We start from the raw sequence: 12,822 nt of genomic DNA on the forward strand, positions 1-12,822 counted from the left end.
GACCTGCACGGTGTAATCGCGCGTGCCGGTGAAGCCAAGTGCATCGGTGGCGGTCACCGTGAAAGCGAACGCACCGGCTGCGGTGGGCGTGCCGGTAAGCGCGCCGGATGCGGCCAACGCCAGGCCGCCGGGCAGCGCGCCGGTGGTTACCGCGTAGGTGTACGGGGYGGTGCCACCGCTGGTGGAGAGCTGCTGCTGGTAGGCGTTGGCGAACAACCCGGCCGGCAGGGTCGACGGGGTCAGCGTCAGCACCGGCGCAGCCACGCTGAGCGTGTAAGCCTGGGTCACGGTGGCCGGGGTGCCGGTGGTGCTGTCGGTGGCGGTCACGCTGAAGGCAACCGTGCCCACCGCGGTGGGCGTCCCCGACAGGCGACCGCTGGCAGCATCCAGCGCCAGGCCCGCCGGCAGGGTGCCAGTGGTGATGGCGAAGGTGTACGGCGCTACGCCGCCGCCGGCAGCGAAGGCTACCTGGTAGGCGCTGCCCGCCGTGGTCGGGGTCAGGGCGCCGGCGGCCGGCGTCAGGCTCAGCGTGGGCGTGGCCACCTGCAGCGTGTAGTTCTGGACCACGCTGGCCGGGGTGCCGGTGGTGCTGTCGGTGACAGTGACGATCAGCGCGAAGCTGCCCGCCTGGGTCGGCGTACCCGACAACACACCGGTGCCTGTGTCGAACGCCACGCCGCTGGGCAGCGTGCCGTTCAACGCGTAGGTGTACGGTGCGACGCCGCCGGCAGCGGTGATCGGCTGCTGGTAGGCACTGCCCGCCGTGGCCGGTGACAAGGTGGCCGGGGTCACTGTCAGGGTCGGGCTGGCCACGTTCAGCACGAAGCCCTGGCCGGTGGTGAACGGACCGGTGCCGGTGCTGCTGTCGGTCGCCGAGGCCTGCAGGTTGAAGCTGCCGGCCTGGGTCGGGGTACCGCTGACGGTGACGCTGTCGACGGTGCTCGCGGTGATCGACAGGCCGGCCGGCAGGTTGGCCACCTGGTAGCCGCTGTAAGGCGCAGCGCCGCCGGACCAGGTGAAGGTCTGGCTGTAAGGCACGCCGGCCACCGCCGAGAACACGCTGTTGGCGCTGACGGTGATGGTCGGGGTGCCCACGCTGACCGTCACCGTGCCCGGCGCTGAAGTGCCGGTGCCGTTGCTGGCGGTGTAGGTGAAGCTGTCACTGCCGGCGAAGCCTGCTGCCGGCTGGTAGCTGATCGAGGTCGGGCCGGTCACCGTGGCGGTGCCGTGCAGCGGTGCGGTACCGACCGCCACTGAATTGGCCGCCCCGCCCGACAGCGCGAGCGTCACCGGCGCGGCCGGCGCACCGTAGGCCACCGAGGTGCTGACATTGCCAGCGACCGGCAGGCCATCGGCCACGGTGATCGCCATCGCGGTGCTGACCGAATACGGTGCACCCACGCCGGTGCTGCTGTCAGTGGCGGTAACGGTGAAGTTGAACGTGCCCAGCGTGGTCGGCGTCCCGCTGATCACACCGGTGCCGGCCAGGTTCAATCCCGGCGGCACGCTGCCGGCGGTGATCGCATAGGAGTACGGCGCGGTGCCGCCGCTGGCCGGGCCGACGGTGACGGTATACGGCTGGGCGAGCGTCGCCCCCGGCAGTGGGCCACCCGGCAGCACCAGCGTGGGTGCACCCACGGTGAGCACGTAGGCCTGCGCACCGGTGTAAGGACCCGGCGCGGCACTGGTATCGGTCGCGGTCACCGTGAAGGGATATGAGCCGCCAGCGGTGGGTGTACCGGAAAGCACCCCGCCCGCGCTCAGGGTCAGGCCCGGCGGCAGCGAGCCGGTGGTGACCGCATAGCTGTAGCTGCCACTGCCGCCGCTGGCGACGATGGTCTGGCTGTAGGCAACGGCGATCGCCGGAGGCGGCAGCACCGCCGGCGCGACGGTGACCGGCTGGTCATCGTTGAGCACGGTCACGATGCCCTGCGCATCGGCGAGGGTGGCATTGGTGGGTGCGGTCAGATTGACCGCGAAGGTCTCGTCGGCTTCCGGCGTGGTGTCGCCGTTGACGGTGACCGCAATGGTCTGGGTGGTCGCGCCGGGTGCGAAGGTCAGCGTGCCGCTGGCGCTGACGTAGTCGGTGGGCGCGACGGCGCTGGCATTGGCGGTGGCGTAGTTGACGGAGACCGTCTGCCCGCTGGCCGCCGACAACGTCACCGTCAGCGTGGCGGTGACCGTGCCGGCGTTGCCCTCGGTTACCGAGGTGTCATTGATCGACAGCGACGGCAGCGCATCATCATTGACGATCGTACCCAGGCCCTGCGCGTCGGCGACGGTGGCACCGGTGACGTTGCTCACATTGACCAGGAAAGTTTCGTTGGGTTCGTTGAACGTGTCGCCGTTGACCAGCACGGTGAAGGTCGCGCTGCTGCTTCCCGCCGCAATGGTCTGCCCGGTCAGTGCCTGGGCGACATAGTCGCTGCCGGCGGTGGCGGTGCCGTTGGCGGTGGCGATGTCGAAGCTGACCCCGCCCGGGCCCGCCGGCGCGTTGAGCGACACGGTGAAGGTGAACGCCGTGGTGCCGCTGTCGCCTTCATTGAGGCTGACGTCATTGATGCTCAACGCCGGCTGGTCGTCGTCAAGGATCGTGCCGGTCGCACTTGTCGGTGCGCCGACGCCATAACCGGTGCCTGCAGCCAGCGTCAGCACCACGGTCTCATTGGCTTCCACGCTGCTGTCGGCCGTGGGCGTGACGGTGATCGTCCCGCTGGTGGCCCCGGCTGCAATCGACAGCGGCGAGGACACCGCCGCGTAGTCGGTGCCGCTGGTGGCGGTACCGCCGACGGTGTAGGCGATCGACAGCGGCACTAGGCTCGGCTGGTCCAGGGTGACGGTGTAGACCAGCGGGGTGCCGCTGTCTTCGTTGACCGTGGCCGGGGACACCGTGATCGATGCCGTGGGCACATCGTCATTGAGGATCGTGCCGGTAGCGCTGGCCGGCGCACCGACGGTGTAGCCGCTGCCGGCAGCGACGGTGAGAATCACCGTTTCGTCGGCTTCCACGGTAGCGTCGGCGGTCGGGTTGATGGTGACCGTGGCAGTGGTGGCGCCCGAGGGAATGGACACCGTGGCGACGCCGCCGGTGTAATCCACGCCACTGGTCGCCGTGCCGCCGGTGGTCAGGTTGACCACGGTCGGCGAGGACAGGTTGAGGCTGCGGGTGACGGTGTAGACCAGGTTGGTCCCCCCATCCTCGCTGACGCTGGCCGGTGCCACGGCGATGCTGACGCTGGGCGCCGCGCTCACCGTCAGGGTGAAGTTCTCCACCTCGAAGTAGGTGCCGGTGCCGGTGCTGCTGTCGGTGACGCGGATGGTCACCGGATAGGTACCGGGGGCTGCCGTGGCGGTACCGCTGATCACCCCGCCTGCAGAGAGTGACAACCCGGTGGGAAGGCTGCTGGCTTCCATCGCGTAGGCGAAGGGCGCAACGCCGCCGATGGTGGTCAGCGTCTGCGAGAACGCCACGCCCTGGATGGCCGTGGCGGCGGTCGGTGACAGGGTGAGGCTGGGATTCTGCACCGTGCCGCTGTAGGTCTTGTCGGCGGTGGCCGAGGTGGCATCGGTGGCGCGCACGGTGAAGGTGTACGCGCCGCGCTGGGTGGGCGTGCCACTGATCACACCGGCGTTGACGGTGATGCCAGCCGGCGGGGTACCGGCTTGCAGCGTGAAGGTATACGGTGCAGTGCCGCCGCTGGCGCTGAGCGTCTGCGATACCGCCGTGCCGGCGGTCAGGGTGAGCGCGGCCGGTGCGACCACGATCGTGGAGTTGGCCGGGGTGATGGTGACCGCGACCCGGACAATGTCGCCATCGGTGTCGGAGAATTCGAAGACATCACTGGTGGCGGCGTCGCCGTTGTGACCGTAGTCGACGAACCAGCTGCCGCCGGTGATGCGCAGGTTGGCGGTGCCGTGCGATGGCAGCTGCGGGCCGTCCACGGCTCCCTCGCCGGCCAAGGCGATCGGATTGGCGCAGGCGGTGACGTTGATCGCCACGGTGCCGCCATTGCCCACGGTTGCCGACTGGGCCGGACAGATCGACGAGGTATGCGCGGCCCACGCGGCGCTGGACCAGCACAGCGCGGCGCAGAACAGGACGAACACGGTCGAGAAAACACGCGCGGTACGCGCGTATCGGGTACGGAGTGCCATGACCTTTCCCCCTTGGAAAGAATCCACCTGGATGCAGAACAACATCGAGGTGCGCGTCCCGTGCCGGCTGCCCCGGGAGCATGATGCTCCCGTCGTTCCTTGACGTCGCCAGCGGCAGGCATTCCACGCCTCCCCCCTTTGGCGCCATTGGAACAGAGTCCCCGTGTCGAAGAAAGGCCCCCAGCAACGGGACTTGTGAACAGCCTGAATGGCGTTCAGAGTAGCTGCGCGCCAGTCCGGCGCCGCGCTCAGCATCCAAGGGGGATCAGATGAGCGAATTCTTCATCGGCCAGATCATGATGGCCGGGTTCAATTTTGCACCCAAGTATTTCGCGCAATGCAACGGGCAATTGCTGCCCATCAACCAGAACCAGGCTTTGTTTTCACTACTGGGCGTGCAGTACGGCGGCAATGGCGTCACCACCTTCGGCCTGCCGGATATGCGCGGGCGCACGCCCGTCGCGTATGCGCTATCGGCCGATGGAGCATGGCAGCCGCCGGCCATGCAGATCGGTCAGCAGGCCGGGACCGAGAACGTGACCCTGTTGCCCACGCAGTTGCCTGCGCATGGCCACCAGGTCGTGGGCGTGGCCGCTGCCGGCGACAACCGCAACCCCACCGGGCGCACGTTCGCTGGCGGCGGCACGACCAAGCTGTATGCAGCCCAGGGTGGCGCGCTGGTTGCACAGGCACCGTCGTCGGTCGCCCCGGCAGGCAGCACCCAGCCCCATCCGAACATGCAGCCCTACGCCACGCTCAACTTCTGCATCGCGCTGCAGGGAATCTTCCCCTCCCGCAGTTGATCACGGGGCCGGCCGTTGCCGGCCATGCGTTACTCACAAGGAGCATGATCAGATGAGCGTACCTTTCGTCGGCGAAATCCGTATGTTCGGATTCAACCGCGTTCCCAGTGGATGGCTTGGCTGCAACGGCGCACTGATACCGATCGCAGAGTACGAAGTGCTCTTCGCGCTGCTAGGCACGACCTTTGGCGGTGACGGCCAGAGCACCTTCGCCGTGCCGGACATGCGCGGCCGCGTGCCGGTGCACATGGGCCAGGGCCCGGGGCTCAGCAATCGCCCGCTGGGCGTGGTGTCCGGAACCGAGTCGGTCACGCTGACCCTGCCACAGATGCCGGCCCACACCCATGCGCTGTCGGTCTCCAGCGGGGTGGCCACGCTGGAGGCGCCCGCCGCCACCGCGATACCGGGCGCCGTCAGTGGCGAGACCTTCTATGTCACCGACACCAACGGGGCGACCGCACTGGCGATGGAGGCGTTGGCCGTGACCAGCAGCGGTGGCAACCAGGCGCACGAGAACTGCATGCCCACCCTGACGGTGCAGTACTGCATCGCCTGGGCCGGCATCTTCCCGCAGCAGCCCTGACCCTTCCTTCGTTACGCCCAGAGAACCGACATGACCGAACCTTACATCGGACAGATCCAGCCGTTCGGCTTCAACTTCGCCCCTAACGGATGGGCGTTCTGCAACGGCGCTACGCTGGCGATCCAGCAGAACACCGCCCTGTTTTCGCTGCTCGGCATCCAGTACGGCGGCAACGGCACCGTCACCTTCCAGCTGCCCAACTTCAGCGCCCGCGCTGGTGGAGGGACGGGCACCGGCAACGGCCTGACCCCCCGCTCGATCGGCGACACGTTCGGCGTCTCCCAGGTGGCCTTGAGCACATTGGAAATGCCCGCACATGCGCACACGCTGACCGCGTTCGCGCAGACCGACACCAGTAAGCGCAGCGGCGTACCGGTTGCCGGTGGTGGTCTTTCCCAGCCCGGGTCCAACGCCGTCAAGCCCTTCAGCAATGCAACGCCGGACACGCCGCTGTCCCCGTCCATGCTGCTACCCAACAGCGGTGGCAACCAGCCACACAACAACCAGCAGCCCTACCTGGCGGTGAACTTCTGCATTGCCCTGCAGGGCGATTACCCTGCGTTCGACTGATGCTGCCCGCGACGCTGGCGCCGTTCCCTCCGGAGCGGCGCCCAGCGCTGGCCGGGGTCGCCGGGGACACCGGCTGGCAATGGCGCGCGCTGCGCGGCGATGACCTGCCCTGGCTGGTGCAGCTGTATGCGAGCACGCGCGAAGAGGAACTCCGGTCGGTGCCCTGGCCGGACGCTGCCAAGTGGCAGTTCCTGTCGCAGCAGTTCGTGGCCCAGCACCAGCACTACCTGGCCCAGCACCCGCGCGCGCATTACCTGGCGATCCTGCGCGAAGACCAGCCGGTGGGGCGCTTCTATGTCGATGAAGAAGGTGAGGAAGATCTCATCGTGGACATCAGCCTGCTGCCGTCATCGCGCGGCACCGGTATCGGCACGGCGGTGATCGGTTGCCAACAACAGGCCTGTGCGGGACGCGGTCGCGCGCTGCGGCTGCATGTGATGCAGCACAACCACGCTGCGTTGCGCTTGTACCAGCGGATGGGGTTTGTCGCCACCTCGGCGGCGGCGGCGGGCGAACTTTACCTGCCCATGCGCTGGGAGCCCACGCGCCGTCCCCTCAGTTGAACACGGCCTGGTACAGGAAGCCGGCACGTTCCTGCGCGATCGGCACCAGGAAGATGCCCACCTCGCCCACCCGCGCATGCCGCATCGGATAGATCTGCTGCGGAAAGACGATCGGCGCGCCATTGCGGAACAGCAGCGAGAACGGCGCACGTGCGGTATCCGCGCGCGTCTGCGGCAGTGGCCGCGCCTCGACCAGCACGAACTCCATCTGCATGCCATCGAACTCGGCGGCGAACGTCTCGTTCACGCAACCGGCAAAGTGTTCAAGCGTCAACAACTCCATGTCCCGTTCCCCAGTCACGTACCGCAGGCGTAGCGGCATCGAACATCCTCGCTGCATCGCGTGGCGCGCACAAGCGCCACGCGATGCACCGCGCGTGGATCAGGCCGCCAGCGCCGCGTCGATCGCCGCCACCAGGCGCGCATCGTCAGCCGGCACGTCCGGGGCGAAGCGGGCGATGACCTGACCATCGCGGCCCACCAGGAACTTTTCGAAGTTCCACAGCACGCCCGGCGCCGGGTTGACCACCAGCTCGGGGTACTTGGCCACCGCGCCCTGCAGCTTCTCGCGCATCGGGCCTTCGCCGGTGGCGGCCGGCTGGGCAGCGGTGAGCTGCTGGTACAGCGGATGCGTATCGGCACCGGCCACGCTGATCTTGGCGAACAGCGGGAAGCTCACGTCGTATTCCAGCTGGCAGAATTGCTGGATCTCCGCCTCGCTGCCCGGCTCCTGGGCCAGGAAGTTGTTGGCCGGGAAGCCCAGCACTTCCAGACCCGCGTCGTGCTTGTCGGCGTACAGCTTCTGCAGGCCTTCGTACTGGGGAGTCAGGCCGCACTTGGAGGCGACGTTGACCACCAGCAGCACCTTGCCGCGGTAATCGGCCAGCGAGGACGGCTGGCCTTCAATGGTGTTGACGGGGATGTCGTAGACGGTCTGGGTCACTGCAGGTTCCTTGCATTGGAAAAAGGGAGGCACGCGATGGCGATGCCATGGGAATGTCAGTCGACGCAGATCGTGCCGATCGCCACGCCGCCGTCGATGCGCTGACGGCAGCCGAAGTTCTGGCTGACATCGCGCTGGCATTGGCCGGTGGCCTTGGCGCCCGGTGCCACCTGGCCCTGCGCCAGACACTGGCCGGTGCACTCGGCTTTGGCGCTGCAGGTTTTGCCGGCATCGGGATAGGCCACCACGCACTGCACGCGCTGCAGGCGGCCCAGCGGCTGCAGCGCGCCGCCGCTGGCGGCGCAGTCGGCAGCCTGTTTGGCCGCCGTCGCGGCGGCCACCGATGCGGCGTCTTCGGGCGAGGGCGAGGTACTGGCGCAGCCGGCCAGGGCCAACAGCAGGGACAACAACAGGGTCAGGCGCATGCGGGCTTCCTTGAACGATCGGCAGATGCCATAGCATGCGCGATCACCTGCATGCATTGCATGTACGCCACGTGTCACTCCGCCGCGTCGGCCCGCTCGTCTGCCGCGCTGTCCTCGTCCTCGCCGGGGATCTCCTCCAGCAGCTCCTGGCTCTGTTCGGCGCTGAGCGACTCCACCCCGCGCAGGCGGCGTTCGATGGTGCGGGTCTTGCGGCTGGCCTCGCCGAGGCTGCGGCCGACGGTGCTGATCTGCTTCTCGGCCTTTTCGAGGATGCCGGCAAACTTGCCGAACTCGCTCTTGACCGCCCCGAGCAGGCCCCACACTTCGCTGGAGCGCTGTTCGATGGCCAACGTACGGAAGCCCATCTGCAGGCTGTTGAGCAGCGCGGTGACGGTGGTCGGTCCGGCCACCACCACCCGGTGCTCGCGCTGCAGCAGGTCGACCAGGCCGGGACGGCGGATCACTTCGGCGTACAGACCCTCGGTGGGCAGGAACATCACCGCGAAATCAGTGGTGTGCGGCGGCGCGATGTACTTGTCGCAGATCGACTTGGCCTGGATGCGGATCGCGCGTTCCAGCTGGGTGCCCTGTACGCGCACGCCGTCGACGTCGCCCTGTTCCTGCGCATCGAGCAGGCGTTCGTAGTCCTCGCGCGGAAACTTGGAATCGATCGGCAGCCACACCGGGGTGTCGTCATGCCCGCGGCCGGGCAGGCGCACGGCGATATCGACGATCTCGCCGCTGTCCGGGCGTACCTTCACCCCGCGCGCGTACTGCTCCTGGGTGAGGGTCTGCTCGAGGATGTTGTCCAGCTGCACTTCGCCCCAGCTGCCGCGGTTCTTGACGTTGGTCAGCACCCGCTTGAGGTCGCCCACGCCGGTGGCCAGCTGCTGCATTTCGCCCAGCCCGCGCTGTACCTGTTCCAGGCGGTCGGAGACCAGCTGGAACGAGGCACCCAGCCGAGCTTCCAGCGTGGTCTGCAGTTTTTCATCGACGGTGACCCGCATCTGATCGAGCTTTTCGGCGTTGTCGCTCTGCAGGCTCTTGAGCTGCTGCTCGAGCGTGGCGCGCATTTCGCCGATGCGCGTCTCGTTGCGCTGGGTCATGTCCTGCAGGCGCTGGCCCAGCGATTCGGCCAGGCGCTGCTGCGACTGTGCGGTTTCCTCGCGCCCCTTGCGCGCGTCTTCGGCCAGGGCCTGGCGCAGCGCGGCCATGTGCCCGTCGGTACGGGTGGTCAGCTCCACCAGCTGTTGGCCGAAGGCTTCAATGCGGGCCTGCTGCTGATGGCCGAAGACCTCCAGTTGTGCGCGCATGTCCTGCAGGCGCAGGGCCAGCAGTTCACCGGTGCGCTGTTGGGCCTGGGTGCCTTCCTCGCGGGCCTTGCGCGCGTCTTCGCCCAGCGCGTCGCGCAGCAGGTCCAGGCGCTGGTCGGTGCGGGTGGACAGCTCGGTCAGCGCGCGGGCGAAGGTCTCCAGCCGCGCATCCTGCTGCCGGCCCAGGCCTTCGAGCTGCTCGCGCAGTTCGCTGCGGCCCACCCGCGCCTCTTCGCGCAGGCTCTGCTCCAGGCCGCCATGCTGGGAACGCCGCAGCAGGACCACCAGCTGCAGGACAAGGACGGCACAGACCAGGCCGCCGAGAATGAGGAATTCGGTTTGCATGACGGCAAGTGTAGGCTGAGCCGGTCTCATTGGCTGCGCCGGGCGTATCCATGTTGGAGCTGCACGGTACTGCGCGATGACGACTTCGTGCTGTGGGAGTCCAACAGCATCTGCCGCTACCTGGCCACCCGCGAAGGGCGGCACGACCTCCTGCCGCAGGCACCGCAGGCACGGGCGCGGGTGGAACAGTGGATGGACTGGCAGGCCACCGATCTCAACAACGCATGGCGCTATGCGTTCATGGCCGGCGTCCGCCGGCATCCGGATTACGCAGATACGGCGGCGGCGGCATCCAGCCTCGCGCAATGGCACCGTTTGATGGGCGTGCTGGACACGCAGTTGGCGCACACCGGTGCGCACGTTGCCGGGCCCGGGTTCAGCCTGGCCGACGTGGTGCTGGGCCTGTCGACCCAGCGATGGCGCCTGACCCCGGGCGACAAACCGGCACTGCCGGCCGTGGACGCCTGGTTCGCGCGCCTGCGGCCACGTCCGGGCTTCGCCCTGCACGTGGACAACGGCGTGCCCTGACAGCCCTCAGAGGTGGGTGAACACCTGTTCGCGCGGCAGCCGCGACTTGGGCAGGTCGGCGTTGAAGTTGGCCTCGCTGCCGTAGCCCAGCGCCACCAGCACCACGCTGGTCAGGCCGCGTTCGCGCAGGCCCAGCTCGGCATCCAGCACCGCGGCATCGAAGCCTTCCATCGGGGTGGCGTCCACGCCATGCACGCCGGCAGCCAGCAACAGCGTGCCCAACGCCAGGTACGTCTGCTTCTGCATCCAGTGCTCCACATCGCCCAGCGTATGCCGGTGCAGGTCCACGAAGTGGTGCAGTGCGCCGCGCTGGCCCTCGCGCGCTTCGTCGCTGGGGTAACGGCCATCGGCGGTTTCCTGTTCGATTATCTGCGCCAGGTAGGCATCGTCGATGCCGGTGCGGGTGGCGAACACGATCACGTGCGAGGCGTCGGTGATCTTGGCCGTGTTGAACGGCTGGTGGGGCTGGGTGGCACGGGCGATGCGCGCACGCGCCGCATCACTGGCAGCCACCAGGAAATGCCAGGGCTGCGAATTCACCGACGAGGGCGCGTGGTGCAGCACGTCGAGCAGATCGTGCAGCACCGCTGGCGGCAGCGCGCGAGTGGGGTCGTAGGCCTTGGTGGTGTGGCGGCGGCGCGCCACCGGTGCGAGGGTCATGTGGATCGGTTCCGTGGGGGATACAGGGGTGCGGGGTGCAGGGGGACTCAGAAGCCTTCGAGGACCAGCTTGCCGCGCGCGCGCTGGCTCTCGATCAGTGCATGGGCCTGGCGCAGGTTGGCGGCATTGATGCGGCCGTAGTGCTCGCCCAGGGTGGTGCGCAGCACGCCGGCATCGACCAGCGCGGCGACACGTTCGAGCAGGTCGTGCTGACGCTGCAGGTCCGGGGTGTTGAAGCTGGAGCGGGTGAACATCGACTCCCAGTGCAGCGACAGGCTCTTGCGCTTGAGCGCCATCACATCCAGCTGGCCCGGATCGTCGATCAGCGCCAGCCGGCCCTGCGGCGCCAGCACGGCCACAATCTGGTCGTAGTGCTGGTCGGTGTGGGTGAGGCTGGCCACGTGCGCGACGGCGTCGATGCCCAGACGCTGCAGGCCATCGGAAAGCGGCTGCGAATGATCGATCACATGGTGGGCGCCCAACGCATACACCCAGTCCTGGGTCTCCGGACGCGACGCGGTGCCGATGACGGTCAGCTGCGTCAGCTGACGCGCCAACTGGATCAGGATCGAACCCACGCCACCGGCGGCGCCGATCACCAGCAGGGTCTGGCCTTGGCCACCGCCCTCGGGGATGCACAGCCGATCGAACAGCAGCTCCCAGGCGGTGATCGCGGTCAGCGGCAATGCCGCAGCGGCGGCATCGTCCAGGCTGGCCGGCTTGTGCCCGACGATGCGCTCATCCACCAGCTGGTACTCGGCATTGCTGCCCGGACGGCCGATCGCCCCGGCGTAGAACACCGCATCGCCGGGCTGGAACAGGCTGACCTCGCTGCCAATCGCGTCCACGATCCCGACCGCATCCCAGCCGAGCACGCGCGGTTCGTCCACGGCCACGCCGTTGCGCACCTTGGTATCGACCGGGTTGACCGAGATCGCCCGTACTTCCACGCGCAGGTCACGCGGGCCGGGGCTGGGGATCGGCAGGGTAATGTCCTGCAGCGCGCGCGGGTCGCTGATCGGCAGGCCGTGCTGGGTATAGGCGATTGCTTTCATCGAGGGCAAGTCCGTTCGGGAAGACCCACAGCCTGCGCTTCACCCCGGCCGGCAGAAAGGCGCAAAATCGGGCAGCACTTTCACTGCAGGAATGAAAATGGTCCGCATCGACGACCTGGGGCTGTTCGTGCGTACGGCGGCGCTGGGCAGCTTCTCCAATGCCGCCCGCGAGGCCGACCTGCTGCCCGGCCAGGTCGCCGCGGCCGTGGCGCGGCTGGAACGCGAGCTGGATCTGCGCCTGTTCGTGCGCTCCACCCGCAGCCTGCGCCTGACCGCCGAAGGCGCGCTGTACCTGCCCTATGCGCAGGAGGTGCTGGCCACCCTGAGCGAAGGCCAGGCGCGGGTGCGGGGCGAGGACGCCGAGCTGCGCGGCGTGCTGCAGGTGGCCGCGCCGTCGGACCTGGGCCGCAACGTGCTGCTGCCGTGGTTGAGCGAATTCCGCGCGGCGCATCCCAGGCTGCAGCTACGCCTGCACCTGTCCGACCAGGTTGCCGATGTGTTCCGCGACCCGGTCGACATCGCTTTCCGGCTCGGTCGCTTCGACAACGCCAGCTACGTCGCCCTGCCGTTGCTGCCGGGCAACCGCCGGGTACTGGCGGCCTCTCCCGATTACCTGGCCCGGCACGGCGCGCCAGCCACCCTGGAGGCGCTCAAGGACCACCACTGTCTGCTCTACCAGCTGGCCGGCCGCGCCTACGACCGCTGGAACTTCGAGGTTGATGGCCGCCGGGTGGTGGTGCCGGTGCGCAGCAACATGGTCTGCGACGATGCCGATGTGGTGCGGCGCTGGGCCGTGGCCGGCGAAGGCATCGTGTTCAAGTCCTGGCTGGATGTGTGCGGGGATGTCCGCGCCGGCCGCCTGCAGGTGCTGCTCGGTGG

The 12,822-nt window shown here is 68.3% G+C and carries 13 protein-coding genes; 6 read left to right on the forward strand and 7 right to left on the reverse strand.

The window, feature by feature from the left end:
- The coding region (locus ACXJKH_RS06685; protein ID WP_457318833.1) for a beta strand repeat-containing protein at positions 1-4,155 on the reverse strand (4,155 nt) is incomplete at its 3' end.
- Between the two features lie 269 nt (positions 4,156-4,424).
- On the opposite strand from ACXJKH_RS06685, the gene ACXJKH_RS06690 reads away from it, so the two are divergent.
- From ACXJKH_RS06690 to ACXJKH_RS06705, 4 genes are read left to right on the forward strand one after another with little or no spacing between them, the layout of a single operon-like run.
- Positions 4,425-4,958, forward strand: coding sequence for a phage tail protein (locus tag ACXJKH_RS06690; RefSeq protein WP_457318835.1), 534 nt, complete (start codon positions 4,425-4,427; stop codon positions 4,956-4,958).
- 52 nt (positions 4,959-5,010) lie between these two features.
- Positions 5,011-5,541, forward strand: coding sequence for a phage tail protein (locus ACXJKH_RS06695; RefSeq protein ID WP_256776113.1), 531 nt, complete (start codon positions 5,011-5,013; stop codon positions 5,539-5,541).
- Between the two features lie 30 nt (positions 5,542-5,571).
- Entirely contained in the window at positions 5,572-6,111 is a 540-nt protein-coding gene (locus tag ACXJKH_RS06700; RefSeq protein ID WP_256776112.1) for a phage tail protein, read from the forward strand.
- Positions 6,111-6,674, forward strand: a complete 564-nt coding sequence (locus ACXJKH_RS06705; protein WP_457318838.1) for a GNAT family N-acetyltransferase — start codon at positions 6,111-6,113, stop codon at positions 6,672-6,674. The genes ACXJKH_RS06700 and ACXJKH_RS06705 overlap by 1 nt, the downstream gene beginning before the upstream one ends.
- Here ACXJKH_RS06705 and ACXJKH_RS06710 read toward each other — a convergent pair.
- The 4 genes from ACXJKH_RS06710 to rmuC all read right to left on the reverse strand — a co-directional run bounded on the left by ACXJKH_RS06710 (position 6,667) and on the right by rmuC (position 9,700).
- Positions 6,667-6,957, reverse strand: a complete 291-nt coding sequence (locus ACXJKH_RS06710) for a DUF6916 family protein (protein ID WP_256776110.1) — start codon at positions 6,955-6,957, stop codon at positions 6,667-6,669. The two genes, ACXJKH_RS06705 and ACXJKH_RS06710, sit on opposite strands and share 8 nt — an antisense overlap.
- A 99-nt stretch (positions 6,958-7,056) precedes the next feature.
- Positions 7,057-7,617 carry a glutathione peroxidase gene (locus ACXJKH_RS06715; protein WP_457318841.1) on the reverse strand — a complete coding sequence of 187 codons (561 nt, stop codon included), beginning with the start codon at positions 7,615-7,617 and terminating at the stop codon, positions 7,057-7,059.
- A gap of 56 nt (positions 7,618-7,673) precedes the next feature.
- Entirely contained in the window at positions 7,674-8,042 is a 369-nt protein-coding gene (locus ACXJKH_RS06720; RefSeq protein ID WP_256776108.1) for a hypothetical protein, read from the reverse strand.
- 74 nt (positions 8,043-8,116) lie between these two features.
- Positions 8,117-9,700 carry a DNA recombination protein RmuC gene (gene rmuC / locus ACXJKH_RS06725; protein ID WP_457318843.1) on the reverse strand — a complete coding sequence of 528 codons (1,584 nt, stop codon included), beginning with the start codon at positions 9,698-9,700 and terminating at the stop codon, positions 8,117-8,119.
- On the opposite strand from rmuC, the gene ACXJKH_RS06730 reads away from it, so the two are divergent.
- The gene (locus ACXJKH_RS06730; RefSeq protein ID WP_457318845.1) at positions 9,614-10,228 is read left to right on the forward strand and encodes a glutathione S-transferase; all 615 of its coding nucleotides are present in this window, start codon (positions 9,614-9,616) and stop codon (positions 10,226-10,228) included. The two genes, rmuC and ACXJKH_RS06730, sit on opposite strands and share 87 nt — an antisense overlap.
- A gap of 6 nt (positions 10,229-10,234) precedes the next feature.
- On the opposite strand, the gene nfsB is transcribed toward ACXJKH_RS06730, so the two are convergent.
- Positions 10,235-10,888 (reverse strand): oxygen-insensitive NAD(P)H nitroreductase, encoded by a 654-nt coding sequence (gene nfsB / locus ACXJKH_RS06735; RefSeq protein WP_457318847.1) that lies wholly within the window; start codon positions 10,886-10,888, stop codon positions 10,235-10,237.
- 47 nt (positions 10,889-10,935) lie between these two features.
- The gene (locus ACXJKH_RS06740) at positions 10,936-11,943 is read right to left on the reverse strand and encodes a zinc-binding alcohol dehydrogenase family protein (RefSeq protein WP_457318849.1); all 1,008 of its coding nucleotides are present in this window, start codon (positions 11,941-11,943) and stop codon (positions 10,936-10,938) included.
- A 91-nt stretch (positions 11,944-12,034) separates the two neighbouring features.
- Here ACXJKH_RS06740 and ACXJKH_RS06745 point away from each other — a divergent pair.
- Positions 12,035-12,822 (forward strand): LysR substrate-binding domain-containing protein (locus tag ACXJKH_RS06745; RefSeq protein WP_457318851.1); only part of this gene is annotated, 788 nt, incomplete at its 3' end.

Source organism: Stenotrophomonas sp. P5_B8 (assembly GCF_054049855.1).

Bases quoted from the DNA above. Each gene is read 5' to 3' on its own strand.
- ACXJKH_RS06730 (WP_457318845.1), top strand. From the start codon at position 9,614: ATGCTGGGAACGCCGCAGCAGGACCACCAGCTGCAGGACAAGGACGGC.
- ACXJKH_RS06710 (WP_256776110.1), bottom strand. From the start codon at position 6,957: ATGGAGTTGTTGACGCTTGAACACTTTGCCGGTTGCGTGAACGAGACG.
- ACXJKH_RS06705 (WP_457318838.1), top strand. From the start codon at position 6,111: ATGCTGCCCGCGACGCTGGCGCCGTTCCCTCCGGAGCGGCGCCCAGCG.
- nfsB (WP_457318847.1), bottom strand. From the start codon at position 10,888: ATGACCCTCGCACCGGTGGCGCGCCGCCGCCACACCACCAAGGCCTAC.
- ACXJKH_RS06700 (WP_256776112.1), top strand. From the start codon at position 5,572: ATGACCGAACCTTACATCGGACAGATCCAGCCGTTCGGCTTCAACTTC.
- ACXJKH_RS06690 (WP_457318835.1), top strand. From the start codon at position 4,425: ATGAGCGAATTCTTCATCGGCCAGATCATGATGGCCGGGTTCAATTTT.
- ACXJKH_RS06720 (WP_256776108.1), bottom strand. From the start codon at position 8,042: ATGCGCCTGACCCTGTTGTTGTCCCTGCTGTTGGCCCTGGCCGGCTGC.
- ACXJKH_RS06740 (WP_457318849.1), bottom strand. From the start codon at position 11,943: ATGAAAGCAATCGCCTATACCCAGCACGGCCTGCCGATCAGCGACCCG.
- ACXJKH_RS06695 (WP_256776113.1), top strand. From the start codon at position 5,011: ATGAGCGTACCTTTCGTCGGCGAAATCCGTATGTTCGGATTCAACCGC.
- rmuC (WP_457318843.1), bottom strand. From the start codon at position 9,700: ATGCAAACCGAATTCCTCATTCTCGGCGGCCTGGTCTGTGCCGTCCTT.